The following is a 17,025-nucleotide window of genomic DNA, read 5'->3' as shown; positions in this document are numbered from 1 at the left end:
GCGGCCACCGGACGATCTCGCCGGACCAGGCAGGCCACGCGCCGCCGCACCGCGAGCACCGGCATCGCACCACGCCAAATCCTCACCGCGACGGCCACGCACGCGACCGCGAAACCGAATTCCCCGCCCTGCGGAACCTCCACTGCCCACCAATCGGCTCCGCACCCTCGCGGAATCAAGCTGACGCGGCAACCGCGCGGCCACCCACTGCGGAACCCCTATCGCCCGGCACCGCACCCTCGCGGAATCACCCTGCCGCGACCACCGGACGATCGATCCGGCAGGGAAACGGGTCTCCCTCGGGCGAGTCCGCGGCGAAGACCGGCGTCGTGCCCGCCATGCTGACGTATCCGTTGATACTGCACCGGATCGCGAACCCGTACCCGTCGGAAGTGCGCGCATAACCGGCCGAGGGCGGATTCGCGCGGAACTCCGTCGCCCATCCCCGGGCGCGCCACGAGCGCATCGTCAGGTCGAGGTACTGGCCGGACGTCTCGGCGGTGGCCCCGAGCACCCAGTAAGCGATGTCGAAGAAGCGCCGGGTTTCGTCGCGGCCGTAGTCGTCAGCCAAGGTGAGCCCGCTGTGGAACACCGCGTTGGGCAGGTCCGGATGCCGCAGCACCAGGGCCGATCCGGACGGAAGCGCCCGGAGGGTTTCGGTGAAGTGGCTCAGCAATCGCGCTCGGACGACGGCTTGCGTCGTCACGTCGGCTGACCGGCGGCGGGGAGGCGGCCCGCCGCCGCGCGGAGGACTTCGGCGGCGGCGTCGCGCACGTCGTCCAGCACTCCGGTGGCCCACTGCTGCACGTCGGCGTCCTTGAACTGCGTGTCCACCACTCCGGTGAGCACGGTGGCGGCCCGGGCCATCGCGGCGGCCAGCGTGCCGGCGGCGTCGGCCACCTTGTCGACCCAGTCGTCGCCGTAGGAGTCGGACACGATCGCGACCGGCACCCGTTCGACGTGATAGAAGGTCGTGCTGGCGTCGCGCGCCGCGGCGAAAAGCGCGAGCACCCGGTCGGCGAGCGCCTCGCGGACGCGCGCGACCGGGTGCCGCGGATAGCTCATCGCCTCGCGGCCGAGCAGGACTTCGACTTCCCGGGCGATCGCGACGGCCTGGTCCGCGAACCGCTGATTGACCGTCGCGGTCTTCGCCGCCCAGTCCCCCTCGAACGTCATCCGGCCATTATCGGCCTACATTCCGGCCCGCTCAAAGGCCAAGGTGGGCAAGTCGACCGCGTGCGCCCCGCCGTCCGCGACCAGCACGGCGCCGGTGATGTACGAAGACTCGGAAGACCCGAGGAACCGCACGATAGAAGCGATTTCCTCCGGCTCGGCCGGACGGCGCAACGGCACCTCGGCGGTCACCCGCCGGTACCCCTCGTCGTGCCCTCCGTCGAACCCGGCCGCCTCGGCGAACTGCTCCATCTCCCCGTCCGCCATCGGCGTGCGCACCCATCCCGGGCACACCGCGTTGGCCCGGACCCCGCGCGGCCCGTAATCCCGCGCGATGGACCGGGTCAAGCCGATCAACGCGTGCTTGGCCACCGTGTAGCCCGCGACATTGGGCCCGGCGAACAACCCGGCCAGCGAAGAAACGATGACGACCTGCCCGCCGCTCTCCACCAGCGAAGGCAACGCGGCCCGGCAGAACACGAACGCACTGGACAAATTGGACCGGAGCGCGATCTCCCATTCCTCGTCCCCGGTGTCCACCACCGAAGACAGCCCGTGCCCCCCGGCGTTGGCGACGATCACGTCCAGCCGCCCGAATTTCCCGAGGATCTCGGAGATCGCCGCCTCGGCGTCCTCCCGCACGCTGGCGTCGCCGGCGATCACGTGCGCGCCGGTCTCCGCCGCGACCTTCTCCAGCGGCTCCCGCCGCCGCCCCAACACCACGACCTGGGCGCCTTCGCTGGCGTACCGCCGGGCGACCGCGGCCCCGATGCCCGTCCCTCCGCCGGTAATCGCCACGACCCGCGTGTCTGCCATCGTCATTTCTCCCTTTCAAGCCGGAAATCCAGACCGAGCCGAATAGCCGAAGTCGGCGAGCAAGGCCTGGCCGTTCACCGTCCGCGCCCGCGCGGAAGCCAGATACAGCACCTGCTGGGCGACGTCTTCGGCCGCCTGCACCGGAAAGCCCGGTTCGTCCAGCAGGTCTCCCAAATCCCCGCGCGCCATCGGCGTATCGACGACCGACGGGCACACGCAGTTCACCCGGACGCCGTCGAATTCGACCGACAGCGCCCGCGTCAACGACACCACCGCGCCCTTCGACGCGCAGTAGGGCACCATCCCGGGCGCGCAGACGAAGGCCGAATCGCTCGCGAGGAAGACGATCGAACTCCCGTCTCCCAGCCACGGCCGGGCGTGCTTCGCCACGAGGAACTGCCCCAGCACGTTCACCGACAGGACCGCGGTGAAGTCCTCCGCGCTGGTCTCCGCGAGCGGCCGGCCGACCGGCCCGGATATCCCGGCGCAGCCGACTACCGCGTCAAGCCCGCCGAAGGATTCCGCCACGAGCCGCACGGCCGCGGCGACCTGCCCTTCGTCGGTGATGTCCGCTCGCGCCGCGACGACGTCCCCGGCCAGCGACGGCGGACGGACCCGGTCGACCACGCCGACCCGCGCGCCCTCCTCCAGGAACGCCCGCGCGCAGGCCAGTCCGATCCCGGACGCGGCGCCGGTGATCAGCACGGCCTTTCCGGCGAGGTCGAGTCGCATTCGGCAATCCTGCAGCAACCGCGCCGCCGCGGTTTGGCAACGAGTGCATCCTTGTTGTCAGCGACCGCACGACCCCCGGAGTGTGGCTACCGCTGCCCCCGGGCGACCGCGAACACTGCGGCGAGGAGCGCGAAGGGACACCATGAGCAACGCACACCCGCACCCCCTTGACCCGCTGACCGCCGACGAGCTCGCCGCCGGCCGGGCCGTGCTGGAGGCACAGGGGCTGATCACCGAGACGACCCGGTTTCCGCAGGTCCTTCCGGTAGAGCCGGACAAGGCCGCCGTACTGGCCGGCACCGCGACCGACCGCCGCATCCAGTTCACCCTGCTCGACACCGCGACCGGCGAATCGGCCGACGCGGTCGTCTCGGTGACCGCGGGCGAGCTGGTCAGCCACGAGAAGTGCGGCGAGGGCCAGCCGCCGTATCTCTTCGAGGAGTACGACCTGGCCGAGGCCATTACGAAGGCCTCCCCGGAGTGGCAGGCGGCCATGCGCCGGCGCGGCCTCGGCGACCGCATCGAGCACGCCTTCTGCGCCCCGCTCGCCCCCGGCTACTTCGGCCGCGAGGACGAGACCGGCCGGGTCATCCGTTCGCTCACCTTCCTGCGCGAGGACAGCACCGACAGCCCCTGGGCGCATCCGGTCGAGGGCCTGGTCGCGCACCTCAACCTCACCGAGCAACGCGTCCTGCGCGTCGAGGACGAGGGCGACACCCCGGTCCCGGAGGATTCCGGCCGCTACGGCCACCACCCCGCGCGCACCACGCTCAAGCCGATCGAGATCACCCAGCCGGAAGGCCCGAGCTTCCAGGTAGACGGCTCGCTGGTGACGTGGGAGGGCTGGCAGCTGCGCGTCGGGTTCAACGCACGCGAAGGCCTGACCCTGCACCAGCTGGCTTTCCAGGACCGCTCGGTGCTGTATCGCGCGTCGGTGCCGGAGATGGTCGTGCCCTACGGGGACACGTCAATCGGCCGGTTCTGGATCAGCTACTTCGACGCGGGCGAATACCTGCTCGGCAAGAACGGCAACAGCCTGCGCCTGGGCTGCGACTGCCTCGGCGTGATCCACTACTTCGACGCCTTCGTCGCCGACGACCACGGCCGGCCGGTGCGCGTGCCCAACGCGATCTGCATGCACGAGGAGGACTACGGGATCCTCTGGAAGCACACCGATCTCGACGGCAAGGCCGAGGTCCGCCGTTCGCGCCGGCTGGTGATCTCGTCGATCTCCACCATCGGCAACTACGACTACGGTTTCTTCTGGTATCTCTACCTCGACGGCACCATCGAATGCGAAGCCAAGGCGACCGGCATCGTCTTCTCCGGCGCGGGCGAGCCCGGGTCCGCGCATCCGCACGCGTCCGAGATCGCGCCCGGCCTGTTCGCGCCGGTGCACCAGCACCTGTTCTGCGCCCGGCTCGACTTCGCCGTCGACGGCCAGCGCAATTCGGTGTACGAAGTGGACGCGGTCGGCATTCCGATCGGGGAAGAAAACCCGTATGGCAACGCCTTCACCTGGAAGGCCACCGAACTGCGCACCGAGCAGGAAGCGAAGCGGCACGCGAACCCGGCGACCGCGCGGGTGTGGGAGGTCCGCAGCACCGAGCACACCAACCGGCTGGGCGCGCCAACCGCCTACCAGCTCGTGCCGCGGCCGTCCGCGACCCTGATGGCGCAACCGGAATCGTCGGTCTACCAGCGCGCGACGTTCGCCACGAACCACCTGTGGGTCACGCCGTACGCGCCCGGCGAACGCTTCCCGGCGGGCGACCGCCCGAACGCGCACCCGGGCGGGGCCGGCCTGCCCGCGTGGACGGCGGCCGACCGCTCCGTCCGCCACACCGACATCGTGCTGTGGCACGTCTTCGGCCCGACGCACATCCCGCGTCCGGAGGACTGGCCGGTCATGCCGGTCGACTACTCCGGATTCATGGTGCGCCCCTACGGGTTCTGCGACCGGAACCCAGCACTCGACCTGCCCTCGGCCGCTCACGGCCACTGCGAACACTGAGGAAGGCCCATGCCCGCGACCAATCTGTCCGACACCTCCACCTGGCTCCCGCTCGACGGTCTCGCTCCCGGCTTCGACGCGAACAAAGCGGCCACTGTGGACGATCTCGACAACCAATCGTTCACTGTGGACTGTGCCGACGGCGGCACGTTCTCGATCAGCTTCTCCGGCGGCCGCGCGTCCTGGAAAGAAGACGGCACCGCCGGCGAGGCCGCTTCCGAGACGTTCCTGGTGGACGCCGGACTGTTCTACGTGCAGTTCCACCCGGGCGCGGAGACCTCGTACAGCCTGTTGCTGGACGTGCGGCAAGGCCGCGCGCTGGTCATCACCAGCACCATCGGAGACGGACTTCCCCGGGTGACGCAACGGTTCCGGCCAGGAACGATCCAGGGCCGCGAGGCGCACGGCGAGGAAATCGCGCCCAACACGGCGTTGATCGGCCGTCGCGTGCAGTGGGTCTACAGCGAAGAGCACGCGTACGAGCACGTTTACCTCACTCCGCACTGGTACACCTGGCAGTGCCTGTCCGGGCCGGAGCGCGGCCTCGCCGACACCGACGAGAACTCGGTCTACCAGATCCGGCCTGGCATCTACGTGTTCGCCTGGCGCGAGAAGGTCATCCCGTGCGCGTCGGTGACCGTGGCCGACCACCGGAACGTGCGGGAACTGCGGTCGCACGGCTCGCTGTTCGGACTCGCCGAGGACGGCAAGACGCCGACGCACTTCACCTTCGGCGCGTATGGACGCTTGCTCAGCAACACCGTCTATTCGCCGGACTACGACCCCGCTGGACACTGACCCGTGGCGGCTGAACTGCTCCTCACCAATGCCATTGTGTACACAGTGGACGAAGACCGGCCGTGGGCGACCTCGCTCGCGGTGGAAAACGGGCGGATCACCACCGCCGAAGCCGGTCCGGACACCGAGGTCGTCGATCTCGGCGGCGCGTTCGTGCTGCCGGGTTTCGTGGACGTGCACAGCCACCACGCCCTGGCTGGACGTGAACTTTTCGAGCTGCGCCTGAAAAGCGGCTCGAGTCTCGAGGAAATCCTCGCCGCGGTCAAAGAATGGTCCGCTGGGCTCGGCCCGGACGAATGGGTCGTCGGCGGAGCCTGGCCGTCCACTTTGGCCCCGGAACTCGGCCACGACTCCGTCCGGCGCGCGCTGGACGAGGCGGCGGGCGGCCGTCCGGTGGTGCTGATCGAGGACAGCAGGCACAACCGGTGGGCGAGCAGCCGGGCACTGGAGCTGGCCGGGATCACCGAGTCCACTCCGGACCCGGCGGGCGGGACGATCCACCGCGACCCGGCCAGCGGCGCGCCGACCGGGTTGCTGATCGAGACCGCGGGACTCGCGGTGGAACGGGCGATGCGGGACACGCGCACGCTCACCGCCGAACAGCACGCCGAAGCTTCGCGGCGAGCGATCGAAATCCTGCACTCGTACGGCATCACGGCGTTCCAGGACGCCGGGGCCACTTTGGACATCCTCGCCGCGCTGAAGACGCTGGACGACGCTGGCGAACTGACCGCGTGGGTCGTGTCGTCGATGCTGGTTAACGACCCGATCTTCGGCGCGGACCCGATCGGCCGACCGCTGCTCGACCGCGCCGCGGCGTACCGCAGCGAGCACCACCGGCCGGACTTCGTGAAGATCTTCCTCGACGGCACCCCGCCCGCGCACACCGCGGCGTTCTTGGAGCCGTACCTGAATCACGAGTGCTTCTGCGGCGACACCACGATGCCGCCGGAGGAACTCGCGGGATGGCTGGACGTCGCGGTCTCGGCCGGTCTTTCGGCGAAGATCCACTGCGCGGGCGACGCGGCCGTCCGAGCCACTTTGGACGCCGCGGCCGCCCTGCGCGCCCGTGGCGACTCCACGACGAAAATCCAGGTGGCGCACGGACAGTTCATCCACCCGGACGACCTGGAGCGGTTCGCGACGCTGAACGTGTCGGCGGACATCTCGCCGTTCCTGTGGGTGCCCGGAGTGATCCCGGACGCCATCGCGCAGGTGATTCCGGCCGAACGCGCGTCGCGCATGCAGCCGAACCGGACGCTGCTGGACACCGGCGCACTCGTCGCCGGAGGTTCGGACTGGCCGGTGAGCGAATCCCCGAACGCCTGGGAGGGCATCGAGGGCTTGATCACCCGGCAGGACCCGCACGGCAAGCACCCTGGGAGCCTGTGGCCGGAACAGGCGATCACGCTGGCCGAGGCGATCCAGGTGTTCACGCTGAACTCGGCGCGAGCGTGCGGACTGGACGACGTGACGGGTTCCCTGACACCGGGGAAGTCGGCGGATTTCGTGGTGCTGGACCAGGACCCGTTCCAGACCCCGGCGAACGAACTGGCGGGGATCACGGTGCGGGAGACGTGGTTCGGCGGCAAGCGGGTTTTCGCGCGGGATTGAAAGTCGTGGGTGGCGCGTGCCGGCTCTCACCGGCATCGCCACCCACGACCCCTGCGGCGCGTGCGAGACTTTTCCCCAACTCGCGCGTGCTGTGGACAACCCGGCTGACGGGACCGGGGATGTCGGTGGGGGCGGATAGACTGGGCAAGGGCCGTCCCCCAGAGGAGGGCGGGGGTTTGCGCGGCGGGGGTTCGCGCGGCGGGGGTTCGCGCCACCCGAGTTCGCGCCACCCAGGTTCGCGCGGCCGGGTTTGCGCCACCCGAGTTCGCGCCACCCAGGTTCGCGCCACCCGAGTTCGCGCCACCCAGGTTCGCGCCACCCGAGTTCGCGCCACCCGAGTTCGCGCAGCCTGGGTTCAAGCAGCCGGGCATGGGCAAGGACCACGAATCCGCGACAGCGCGGCCGCGCCGCAGCAGCACAGCGGCCAATCGGCCCGCCGACGAAGCCCGTCCAGAACCGCTGTCCGCTGCGACCGTCCACCGCCGAGGCTTGCATGCGTGGCGATCGCAGTGAAAACCGCGATCGCCACGACTCCCCTACGCGAGCAGGAACTCCGCCACCCGCTCCCCCATCAGCACCGCGGGCGCGTTCGTGTTCCCGCTGATCACCCGCGGCAGCACCGAGGCGTCCGCGACCCGCAGGCCGGACACCCCGCGCACCGCGAGCGTCGGGTCCGTCACCGCCAGCTCGTCCGTTCCCATCCGGCAGGTGCCGACCTGGTGGTGGTACGTGATCGCGGTGCGCCGCACGTACTCTCGCACGTCCGCCGGTCCCGGGTACAGCTCTCGCGCACCCCACTCCTCGGCCAACGCCGAAGCGCGGCCGATCAACCGGCATTGCTCCACCGACGCCACCAGGCTCTCGAAGTCCGCCGGGTGGGCGAGCGCGGCCAGGTCGATCAGCGGCATCGCGGCCGGGTCTGTGCTGCGCAACCGCAGCGTTCCCCGGCTCCGCGGCGTGATCATGCCCGCCATCAGCGAAAACCCGGTCGGCGGCCCGGTCATCCACGGCTCGTACATCGGCACGCTGAAGTGAATCGGCTGAGTGTCCGGCACCGCCAGGCCCGGGCGGCTGCGCCAGAACAGGTGCGTCTGCGTCACCGAAAGCCCAGTCTGCGGCGGCGCGACCTCGCGCCGGTCGGTGGCGAAGATGACCGGCGACAGCAAGTGGTCGTGCAGGTTCTCGCCGACGCCCGGCAGGTCCGCGACGACCTCCACGCCCAGCGCGGCGACGTCGGCGGCCGGGCCGATTCCGCTGCGCAGCAGGATCGCCGGGGACGCCAGCGCACCGGCCGCGAGCACGACCTGGTCGGCGAACAACGGCTGCACGTCGCCGTCGATTTCCGCCAGCACGCCGATGCAGCGGTCGCCGTCGAAGAGCACGCGGTGCACCAGCGCGCCAGTGTGCACGGTCATCTGGTCGGCGACCGGCTGTGCGTAGCAGAGCCAGGTGTTGCGTCGCCGCCCGCCGGTCATGGTGACCTGCTGCACGGAGATGCCGTCGAGGGTGCCGCTGTGGTAATTGTCGTTGAACGGCAACCCGATCTCCTGTGCGGCATCCACAATGGACTGCTGGATCGGCTGCAGCGGATCGTGCTGTTCCAGGTCGAGCAGGTCGCGTTCGATCCGTTCGTAGACCGGCCGCACGTCGTCCCAGGTCCAGCCGGGCAGACCCCAGCCGTCGTAGTCCGCCGCCGCGCCGCGGACCCAGATCATCGCGTTCAGCGCGTGCGAGCCGCCGAGCACCTTGCCGCGCGGCAGGTGCAGCCTGCGGTTCCCGGCGTGCGGCTGCGGCACCGTGTAGTAGTCCCAGTCCTCCGCGGCGTGCCACAGTTCCGCCGCGCGCGACGGGTCGTGGATCGCCGCGTTCGTGTCCGGCCCGCCCGCTTCCAGCAGCGTCACCTTCGCCCCCGCGTCGACCAGCCGCCGGCACACCACCGAGCCCGCCGAACCCGCACCTACCACGATCACGTCCATGCCCTGATCCTGACCGCTTCCCCGGCCAGGCCCGGGATTGTCTTCACTCGCCGACAACGGGCGTGCCCTCGCGGACAAGACCGCCCGCACCCCGCGCGCCGATACTCGGATGCGACCAGAAGCTTGCGACGAGGGAGCGCCATGCCGACACGCCTGTTCATCGACGGTCAGTGGACCGAGGCCGGTGGGGAGCCCATCCCGACGCGCGATCCGGCCACCGGCACGGTTCTCGAAGACGTCGGGACGGCGACACAGGCCGACGTCGACGCCGCGGTCGCCGCCGCGCGCCGCGCGCTGACCTCGCCGGAGTGGGCCGGGCTCGCCCCCGCGCAGCGGGCGAAACTGCTGTTCCGCCTCGCGGATCTCGTCGAGGAGCACCACGAGGAACTCGCCGCTCTCGAAACCCGCGACCAGGGCCAGCCGATCGGCATCTCCCGCCAGGTCAGCGTCACCGGCGCGGCCGAGCACCTGCGGTATTTCGCCGGCTGGGTCACGAAAATCCAGGGCACCACGAACCCGGTTTCGTTCCCGGACACCCTGCATTACACGCGCCGCGAGCCGGTCGGGGTGAACGCGCTGATCACGCCGTGGAACTTCCCGCTGATGATCCTCGTGTGGAAGCTCGCGCCCGCGCTCGCCACCGGCAACACCGTGGTGATCAAGCCGAGCGAAGTCACCCCGCTCACCAGCATCCGGCTGGTTCAGCTGACCGAGCAGGCCGGTATCCCAGCTGGCGTGGTCAACCTGGTGACCGGCGACGGCCCGGTGGGCGCGATGCTCAGCTCGCACCACGACGTCGACCACGTCTCCTACACCGGCTCCACCGCGGTCGGGAAGCTGATCACCGCGGCGAGCGCGGAGTCCAACCTCAAGCGGCTGACGCTCGAACTCGGCGGCAAGGCCCCGAGCATCATCGCCGCGGACGCCGATCTGGACGCCGCCGTCGCGGGCAACCTCGCGGGCGCGACGCTGAACACCGGGCAGGTCTGCGCGGCGTACACGCGGTTCTACGTCGACCGCAAACGCGAGCAGGAGTTCGTGGAGAAAATGGCCGCCGGGCTCGACGGACTGCGGGTAGGCCCCGGTCTGGACGAGACGACCCAGGTCGGCCCGCTCGTGTCGGACAAACACCGCAAGCACGTGGCGAACCTCGTGGCCGCCGGCCGTTCCGAGGGCGCGGACCTGGTCACCGGCGGCTCGGAAGTCGACCGCGACGGCTACTTCTACCAGCCGACGCTGTTCGCGGGCGTCACCGACACCATGACGATCATGCGCGAGGAAATCTTCGGCCCGGTGCTCGCGGTGACGCCGTACGACGACCCGGACGAGCTGGTCGCGCGCGCGAACGACACCCAGTACGGGCTCGCCGCGACCGTGTGGACTCGCGACATCCGCACCGCGCAACGCTATGCGGACGGAATCCGGGCGGGCGCGGTGTTCGTGAACATGCCGCCGATCCCGGACATGGCCGCTCCGTGGGGCGGGTACAAGGCGTCGGGCTGGGGCCGCGAGATGGGTCCGTGGGCGCTGGACGCCTACACCGAAACGAAGGCGGTTTGGCTGCACTACGGCTACTGAACGCTCCCGGGGCCCGGCAGTCCATTGCGGACTGCCGGGCTCCGGTCCCGTTCGACCCCGTCCATCTGGTGCGGCGGGTTGTCGCCGAAGCAGGCCGCCGTGCCGCACCGGCTCGGTCCGGACCTGGGAAAGCCGCCCGGTCACTCGGCGCGACGGGTCGCCCTCCCCGAATGGACGTACCGCGCACGACCGGAGCCGTCGTCGCCGAGGAACACCAGCGGCAGATGGATTCCGGCCTGCGCCTCGCGAAGGATCAACGTGTCGCCCTCGAGCAAGACCAGTTCCGATTTGCTGGCGGCGCTCAGTTCCGCCGCTGTCCCTTTAGGACGTTGCTCCAGCCAGACCCGGCCGTCGTCGTCTTGGGAAACCACGAGATCGGCGACCGTGCTGGCGTACGTGCCGAGATACCGGTCCGCGGCGAACGGCTGCGGTTCGGCAGGCGGACGCGGCGGCAGCGACACCTCGACGCCCCCGAATTCCTTGAGCAGCGCGGGAACGAGGTCGGCGTAGAGGCTCATCGCGTCGCCGCCGTTGGTCAGCAACGCCACCACGAGATCGCGTTCCGGCGCCAGCCGCAAGAACGCCGATTGGCCGATGGTGTTGCCGTCGTGGCCGTAAACCTGCCCGGTCGGGGTGTCGAACAGCTCCCAGCCGAGGCCCCACGCGTCGCCCATGATGCCCAGCGGCGGAAGGCTGATCTGCCGCCGCACCATGGCCGCGGCGCTTTCCGCGCTCAGCACTCCGGCCCCGCCCGCGAGGTGCATACGGCCGAAGGCGACCAAATCCGCCGCGGACATCGCTAGCGACGACCCGGCCGGGCCGTTGGACCGCAGCATCGACCAGAACGGCGCGGGCACGAGGTCCGCGCCTGGTTCGGGTTCGAGGTGCCCGATCGCGGCGCGGAAACGGAGGGCGTCGAGGGCGTTCGGGCAAAACTGCCGCAGCCCGAGCGGTGCGGCGAGGTATTCGCGAAGGCAGTCCTCGTAATGCTTGCCGCGCAGCACTTCCACCAGCCGTCCGAGGACGACGTACCCGGCGTTGTTGTAGGAGAACAACTCTCCGGGCGGGAAGAGCTGGGCGACGCCGTCGAGGGTCGCGACGAACTTCTCCACCGCGTCGTCGCCGGGGCCGGTGTCGGTGAAGAGGTCGCCCTCGAACCCGGCGGTGTGGCTGAGCAGCTGGCGCACGGTGATGGCCGCCTCGCCCAGTTTGAGGTCGGGGAGGTACTTCCGGATCGGGGCGTCGAGATCGACCCGGCCCTCGTCCACGAGCTGCAGGACGAGGGTGGCGGTCCACACTTTGGCGATCGAGCCGATTTGGAATACCGAATCGGCGGTGGTGGTGACGCCGGTGCCGAGGTTCAGCACCCCGGCGGCCGCGGTGGCGGTGTCCTCGCCGACCGCGACCGCGAGCACGGCGGCGGGGACCCGGTGGTGTTCCAGCAGTGCGGGAAGATCGTGCTCCAGCCGCCTGCGGAGAGCGTCGAGCTTGTCCATCCCGGGAAGGTAGCGCCGCGCCGGGACCGAAAGTTCGTCGCGGCCTACGGAAAATTCCGCGGCCGGCTGGAGCACCGGACGAACTCCTCAGACGAGCACCTCGCCGTCCCGCGCCACCACCCGGCCGCCCGCGAGCACCAGCGAGCGCGCCGGCGCCCGCGTCAACGCGTCCGGCACGTTCTCCGCCGCCACCAGCACCACGTCCGCCCGGCATCCCGGTGCCAGGTCATGCCGCTCCCGGGCCACGAACGACGCCGCCCGCCGCGTCGCCAGCTCCACCGCCGCCGTCAGGTCCTCGTCCTTCCGCAGCCCGTGCAACCGGGCGAAACCGAGCGCGATCCGCAGGAGGTCGCCGTCGCCGTAAGGGGACCACAGGTCGCGGATCCCGTCCGTGCCGAGGCCGACCGGCACCTCGCGTGCGGACAGCTCGGGCCACGGCAGCGGAGCCGTCCGCACCGGGGCGACGGTCGCCAGCGAGATGCCCGCTTCGGCGATCCGGTCGAGCAGCGCCGCCTGCCGTGCCGGAGGGACCTCGCCGAGCGCGAAGCCGTGCGACACGGTGACTTTGCCCTGCAGCCCGGCGCGCACGGTCCGGTCCGCGATCAGCTCGTACTGGAACGCGCCCAGCTCGCCGCCGTCGTGCAGGTGGATGTCGAGGCCCACGCCGCGCCGCTCGGCGATGTCGAACAACCCGTCGAGCTGGCCGACCGGGTCCCGGTCGATGCCCGCCGGGTCGAGTCCGCCGATCCAGTTCGCGCCCTCCGCCGCGGCTTCGTCGAGGAGTTTCAGCACCCCCGGTCGCCGCAGCACGCCGTCCTGCGGGAAGGCGACGATCTCGACCTCCACCGCGCCGCCCAGCCGTTCCGCGGCTTCCCGCACGATGTCGATGCCACTCAGGCCAAGGCCCAGGTCGACGTCCACGTGGCTGCGCGCCGCGGTGGTGCCGTGCCGCAGGAATTCGCGCAGCACCGTCTCCGCGGTCTCGACGCTCGGGATGCCCAGCGCGTCCCGCTCGGCGCGCTCGTGCGCGATGCGGCCCTCGGTGGTCGCGACGCCGCCGTAGGACACCCACGGCTTGCCCCACCAGCTCTTGTCGACGTGCGCGTGCGAATTGACGAATCCGGGCAGCGCGAGCAGGCCCGCGCCGTCGATCCGCTCGCCCTCGACCGGGGCGGAACCCGCGGGCCGGACGTCGGAGATGCGGTCGCCGTCGAGGACGAGGTCAGCCGGGTCGCCGCCCCACGGGCGCACACCGGTCACAGTGAGAGAAGCCATGTCAATGGTATACCAAATTACCCCGCAGACGATCCCGCGAGCCTGGCCCTGACACTCCCAGGACCGAGGGGTACTGGCCGCGCCGCGCCGCCGGCCGCACCATGGACGGCAGCCGCGACGGCACCGGCGCGGCGACGAAAGAAGGGCGGAACATTGACCGACAACTCCCCCGGCGGGACGTACCCGTTGGCCGGGCGCACCGTCGCCCGCCTGGGATACGGCGCGATGCAGCTGGCCGGCCCCGGCGTCTTCGGGCCGCCGAACGACCGCGACGAGGCGATCGCGGTCCTGCGCACGGCCGTCGAGCTGGGCGTGAACCACATCGACACCGCCGACTTCTACGGTCCGTACGTGACGAACGAGCTGCTCCGCGAAGCGCTCGCGCCCTACGACGGGCTGCAGATCGTCACCAAGGTCGGCGCGGTGCGCGACGACCAGGGCGGCTGGATCCACGAGCGTTCCCCCGAGCAGCTGCGCCAACAGGTGGAATCGAACCTGCGCAACCTCGGCGTCGAGGCGCTCGACGTGGTGAACCTGCGCGTCGGCGGCGGACCGGACGGACACTCGCCGGTGCCGGGCTCGCTGGCCGAACCGTTCGGCGCGCTCGCCGAACTGCGCCAGGAAGGCAAGATCAAGGAGCTCGGCGTGAGCGTGGTCGACGCCGAGCAGGTGGCCGAGGCGCAGTCGATCGCGCCGGTGGTCACCGTGCAGAACTGGTACAACGTGGCGCACCGCGGCGACGAGAAGCTGATCGAATCCCTTGCCGGGCAAGGAATTTCCTACGTCCCGTTCTGGCCGCTCGGCGGGTTCAGCCCGCTGCAGTCCTCGACGCTGGACGACGTCGCCGCCCGGCTCGGCGCCAGCCCGAAGGCGGTCGCGCTGGCCTGGCTGCTGCACCAGTCGCCGAACATCCTGCTGATCCCCGGCACGTCGTCGGTCGCGCATCTGCGGGAGAACGTGGCGGCGGCCGATCTGGAACTGCCCGCGGACGCGCTGGCCGAATTGGACACCATCGCCGGATGACGGCGGACCGGGGTGCGGACCGTCCGGCGCGCGGCCGGTCCGCACCCCGCCGCACCACGGAAAACCCGGCGAGAGTTTCCGGTGAACAGCGCGCGAATTCCGTTGTTCCGATTAACCGACTAACGACGGTGCAGCGAAAGTCCCGGCGCGATTAGCGTGAGCGGCGGCAGTTCCCGCCACGCTAAGGAGAAAAACGCGCCGATGAACGTCAAAAGCGCCTGCGCCGCGATTCTCGCCGTCGCCGGGCTGATCGCCGCCCCGGCCACCGCGTCGGCCTCGGCGTCCGAGTTGCCCAGCTACGACCAATGGCAGGCCGACGTGCGCGAAGCCGTCGACCCGGCCATTCCGTGGCTGACCGACCGGGTCGCCCGCGGCGGGTCCGGGCTGGCGATCGTGCTGGACATCGACAACACCTCGCTGGAAACCGAATACCACCCCGGCGAACCGAACCGGCCGGTGCTCGCGGTCGCCCAATGGGCAAGCCAGCACCACGTGTCCGTCCTTTTCGTGACGGCGCGCACCAGTTCCTCCTCCGCGCGCATCCAGCTGAGCAACGCGGGCTACCCGATCGACGCGATCTGCACCCGCAAATCCGGCGAGGGCACCGCGGCGGGCAAGCAGCGCTGCCGCGCGGACCTGACCGAGCAGGGCTACACGATCACGGCGAACATCGGCAACCGGTCCACCGATCTCGAAGGCGGGGACTACGAAAAGGGCTTCAAACTGCCCGACTACGACGGCCAGCTTTCCTGACTCGTGAGCGGCGTCGCCGGTTCTCGACGGCGACGCCGCTCACGAGTTCAGCCATTCCGTCAGCCCGATTTTCCCCCGCCCCGCCCCTTCTGCGGGCACCAGGCTTTCCTTGCCCAGCACCGCCCCGAAGTACTTCGCCTCCGGATCGGTCACCACCTCGCGCGGGTCTTCCCGCGCGGTCAGCACCCGCCGGATCCACTCGTCCATCGGCAGCACCTCCGGCCCGCCGATCTCGACGATCCCGCCGACCGGCGGCTCGCCCGCGGCCCGCGCGACCGCCACCGCGACATCCTCCGCCGCGATCGGCTGCGCGCCGCCGTCGGAAAGCCGCACCACGCCGTCGACCGTCGACGTGTCCGCGATCGCGTCCGCGAACTCCAGGAACTGCGTCGCCCGCACGATCGTGTAGGGCAGGCCGCTCGCCTGGATCAGCTTCTCCTGCGCGACCTTCGCCCGCAGGTACCCGGAATCCGGCAGCTCGTCGGCGCCCACGACGGACAGCGCGACGAACTGCCGCACCCCGGCTTCGCGCGCCGCCCGCACCAGATTCCCGGTGGAGCGCTGGAAGAAGTCCATGACGTCGTCGTCCGCGAACGACGGCGAATTCGACACGTCCACCAGCACGTCGACGCCTCGCAGCACCTCGGACAGCCCTTCACCGGTCAGGGCGTTCACGCCGGTGCTCGGCGCGGCCGCCACCGCCTCGTGCCCGTCGAGCAGGCGCACGACCTGCGAACCGATCCGCCCGGTTCCGCCGATGACGACGATCTTCATGCTCGTTCCCTCCTGTTCCGCCGCGGCGGTCGCCGCGCGCGTCGCCAGTCAGGACCGGACAGCACGCCGATTTGTGACACCCCTGCCCGCTAAGCTCGCGAAGGCCCGCCGCAGCAGGAAGGAACGCGCCGCTGATGGAGGAACTCGCCGAGGCCGCCTCGGTGTTCGCACAGGTCCGGCCGCGGCTGTTCGGGATCGCCTACCGGATGCTCGGCAGCGTCGCCGACGCCGAAGACCTCTTGCAGGACGTCTGGCTGCGCTGGCAGACCTGCGACCGTTCGGCCGTCCGCGACCCGGGTGCGTTCCTCGCCACCACCACGACCCGGCTGGCCATCACCGCGAGCCAGACCGCCCGCGCCCGGCACGAAACCTACGTCGGCCCGTGGCTGCCCGAACCGGTCGACACGTCCGCCGACCCGCAGCTCGGCGCCGAACGAGCCGCCGCGCTCGAGGTGGCCGTGCTGTTCCTGCTGGAGAAGCTGCCGCCGACGGAACGGGCGGCGTACGTGCTGCGCGAAGCGTTCGACTATCCGTATCCGCAGATCGCTGACATCGTGCAGACCACCGAGGTGAACGCGCGCCAGCTGGTCAGCCGAGCGCGCAAACACCTCGCCGCGGAACGCCGGACGCCGGTCGAACCGGCGGAACAGCGTCGGCTGCTCGCGGCGTTCGTGGATGCCGCGCGCTCCGGCGACCTCGCGACGCTGGAGAAACTGCTCGCCGAGGACGTCGTCAGCTACTCCGACGGCGGCGGCGCGGTCCGCGCGACGCGGATCCCGGTGGTCGGCGCGCGCACCGTGGCGAAGTACGTCCGCGCGTTCGCCAACCGGTTCTGGACCGGCGCCGAGGTGCGCTGGAGCGACGCGAACGGCCAGCCCGCGGCGGTGGTGAGCCACGGCGGAACCGTCACCGCGGTGCTGACCGTGGCGGCGGCGGCCGAGGGCATCCACCGGGTGTTCTGGCTGATGAATCCGGCCAAGCTCGGGGCGTATCCCGGCTGAGC

The 17,025-nt window shown here is 70.7% G+C and carries 15 protein-coding genes; 7 read left to right on the top strand and 8 right to left on the bottom strand.

Annotated elements, in window-relative coordinates:
- Window positions 1-247: 247 nt before the first annotated feature.
- The 4 genes from L942_RS18720 to L942_RS18705 are packed head-to-tail and all read right to left on the bottom strand — an operon-like array spanning window position 248 to window position 2,721.
- On the bottom strand, window positions 248-706 hold the full coding sequence (locus L942_RS18720; RefSeq protein WP_158684490.1) for a hypothetical protein: 459 nt from the start codon (window positions 704-706) through the stop codon (window positions 248-250).
- A complete protein-coding gene (locus tag L942_RS18715; protein ID WP_037362058.1) occupies window positions 703-1,176 on the bottom strand; it encodes a hypothetical protein in 474 nt (157 codons plus the stop codon). Before L942_RS18715 ends, L942_RS18720 begins: the two co-directional genes overlap by 4 nt.
- Window positions 1,177-1,191: 15 nt before the next feature.
- Entirely contained in the window at window positions 1,192-1,989 is a 798-nt protein-coding gene (locus L942_RS18710) for an SDR family NAD(P)-dependent oxidoreductase (RefSeq protein ID WP_037362203.1), read from the bottom strand.
- Window positions 1,990-2,004: 15 nt separating this feature from the next.
- Complete coding sequence (locus tag L942_RS18705) at window positions 2,005-2,721, bottom strand: SDR family NAD(P)-dependent oxidoreductase (protein WP_037362057.1); 717 nt, start codon at window positions 2,719-2,721, stop codon at window positions 2,005-2,007.
- Window positions 2,722-2,863: 142 nt separating this feature from the next.
- Here L942_RS18705 and L942_RS18700 point away from each other — a divergent pair, with 142 nt between their 5' ends.
- From L942_RS18700 to L942_RS18690, 3 genes are read left to right on the top strand one after another with little or no spacing between them, the layout of a single operon-like run.
- Window positions 2,864-4,735, top strand: coding sequence for a primary-amine oxidase (locus tag L942_RS18700; RefSeq protein ID WP_037362055.1), 1,872 nt, complete (start codon window positions 2,864-2,866; stop codon window positions 4,733-4,735).
- Window positions 4,736-4,744: 9 nt separating this feature from the next.
- Window positions 4,745-5,533, top strand: coding sequence for a molybdenum cofactor biosynthesis F family protein (locus tag L942_RS18695; protein ID WP_037362053.1), 789 nt, complete (start codon window positions 4,745-4,747; stop codon window positions 5,531-5,533).
- A 3-nt stretch (window positions 5,534-5,536) separates the two neighbouring features.
- Entirely contained in the window at window positions 5,537-7,147 is a 1,611-nt protein-coding gene (locus L942_RS18690; RefSeq protein WP_037362051.1) for an amidohydrolase, read from the top strand.
- Window positions 7,148-7,683: 536 nt separating this feature from the next.
- On the opposite strand, the gene L942_RS18685 is transcribed toward L942_RS18690, so the two are convergent.
- Window positions 7,684-9,123 (bottom strand): GMC family oxidoreductase, encoded by a 1,440-nt coding sequence (locus L942_RS18685; protein ID WP_037362049.1) that lies wholly within the window; start codon window positions 9,121-9,123, stop codon window positions 7,684-7,686.
- A gap of 141 nt (window positions 9,124-9,264) precedes the next feature.
- On the opposite strand from L942_RS18685, the gene L942_RS18680 reads away from it, so the two are divergent.
- The gene (locus tag L942_RS18680) at window positions 9,265-10,701 is read left to right on the top strand and encodes an aldehyde dehydrogenase family protein (protein WP_037362047.1); all 1,437 of its coding nucleotides are present in this window, start codon (window positions 9,265-9,267) and stop codon (window positions 10,699-10,701) included.
- Window positions 10,702-10,841: 140 nt separating this feature from the next.
- Here the strand turns inward: L942_RS18680 and L942_RS18675 are convergent, their stop codons facing one another.
- Together L942_RS18675 and L942_RS18670 are read right to left on the bottom strand one after the other, a co-directional pair.
- On the bottom strand, window positions 10,842-12,197 hold the full coding sequence (locus tag L942_RS18675; RefSeq protein WP_037362201.1) for a serine hydrolase domain-containing protein: 1,356 nt from the start codon (window positions 12,195-12,197) through the stop codon (window positions 10,842-10,844).
- Window positions 12,198-12,284: 87 nt separating this feature from the next.
- Window positions 12,285-13,472: an amidohydrolase gene (locus tag L942_RS18670; protein WP_037362045.1), complete on the bottom strand. Its 1,188-nt coding sequence runs from the start codon at window positions 13,470-13,472 to the stop codon at window positions 12,285-12,287.
- A 153-nt stretch (window positions 13,473-13,625) separates the two neighbouring features.
- Between L942_RS18670 and L942_RS18665 the strand changes: the two genes are divergently transcribed.
- Together L942_RS18665 and L942_RS18660 are read left to right on the top strand one after the other, a co-directional pair.
- The gene (locus L942_RS18665; protein WP_037362043.1) at window positions 13,626-14,495 is read left to right on the top strand and encodes an oxidoreductase; all 870 of its coding nucleotides are present in this window, start codon (window positions 13,626-13,628) and stop codon (window positions 14,493-14,495) included.
- 201 nt (window positions 14,496-14,696) lie between these two features.
- Window positions 14,697-15,248, top strand: coding sequence for an HAD family acid phosphatase (locus L942_RS18660; protein WP_063695790.1), 552 nt, complete (start codon window positions 14,697-14,699; stop codon window positions 15,246-15,248).
- Between the two features lie 39 nt (window positions 15,249-15,287).
- Here L942_RS18660 and L942_RS18655 read toward each other — a convergent pair whose 3' ends face one another.
- Window positions 15,288-16,022 carry an SDR family oxidoreductase gene (locus L942_RS18655; RefSeq protein ID WP_037362040.1) on the bottom strand — a complete coding sequence of 245 codons (735 nt, stop codon included), beginning with the start codon at window positions 16,020-16,022 and terminating at the stop codon, window positions 15,288-15,290.
- 134 nt (window positions 16,023-16,156) lie between these two features.
- Here L942_RS18655 and L942_RS18650 point away from each other — a divergent pair, with 134 nt between their 5' ends.
- Complete coding sequence (locus L942_RS18650) at window positions 16,157-17,023, top strand: RNA polymerase sigma-70 factor (RefSeq protein ID WP_037362038.1); 867 nt, start codon at window positions 16,157-16,159, stop codon at window positions 17,021-17,023.
- Window positions 17,024-17,025 lie beyond the last annotated feature (2 nt).

The organism is Amycolatopsis orientalis DSM 43388 (assembly GCF_000411975.1).
GTDB lineage: Bacteria > Actinomycetota > Actinomycetes > Mycobacteriales > Pseudonocardiaceae > Amycolatopsis > Amycolatopsis orientalis_D.
This window is presented reverse-complemented; position numbering and strand designations above follow the sequence as displayed.

Excerpts from the sequence above, each read along its gene's own strand:
- L942_RS18715 (WP_037362058.1), bottom strand. The coding sequence starts at position 1,176 with ATGACGTTCGAGGGGGACTGGGCGGCGAAGACCGCGACGGTCAATCAG.
- L942_RS18650 (WP_037362038.1), top strand. The coding sequence starts at position 16,157 with ATGGAGGAACTCGCCGAGGCCGCCTCGGTGTTCGCACAGGTCCGGCCG.
- L942_RS18655 (WP_037362040.1), bottom strand. The coding sequence starts at position 16,022 with ATGAAGATCGTCGTCATCGGCGGAACCGGGCGGATCGGTTCGCAGGTC.
- L942_RS18660 (WP_063695790.1), top strand. The coding sequence starts at position 14,697 with ATGAACGTCAAAAGCGCCTGCGCCGCGATTCTCGCCGTCGCCGGGCTG.
- L942_RS18700 (WP_037362055.1), top strand. The coding sequence starts at position 2,864 with ATGAGCAACGCACACCCGCACCCCCTTGACCCGCTGACCGCCGACGAG.
- L942_RS18680 (WP_037362047.1), top strand. The coding sequence starts at position 9,265 with ATGCCGACACGCCTGTTCATCGACGGTCAGTGGACCGAGGCCGGTGGG.
- L942_RS18695 (WP_037362053.1), top strand. The coding sequence starts at position 4,745 with ATGCCCGCGACCAATCTGTCCGACACCTCCACCTGGCTCCCGCTCGAC.
- L942_RS18705 (WP_037362057.1), bottom strand. The coding sequence starts at position 2,721 with ATGCGACTCGACCTCGCCGGAAAGGCCGTGCTGATCACCGGCGCCGCG.
- L942_RS18685 (WP_037362049.1), bottom strand. The coding sequence starts at position 9,123 with ATGGACGTGATCGTGGTAGGTGCGGGTTCGGCGGGCTCGGTGGTGTGC.
- L942_RS18710 (WP_037362203.1), bottom strand. The coding sequence starts at position 1,989 with ATGGCAGACACGCGGGTCGTGGCGATTACCGGCGGAGGGACGGGCATC.
- L942_RS18675 (WP_037362201.1), bottom strand. The coding sequence starts at position 12,197 with ATGGACAAGCTCGACGCTCTCCGCAGGCGGCTGGAGCACGATCTTCCC.
- L942_RS18670 (WP_037362045.1), bottom strand. The coding sequence starts at position 13,472 with ATGGCTTCTCTCACTGTGACCGGTGTGCGCCCGTGGGGCGGCGACCCG.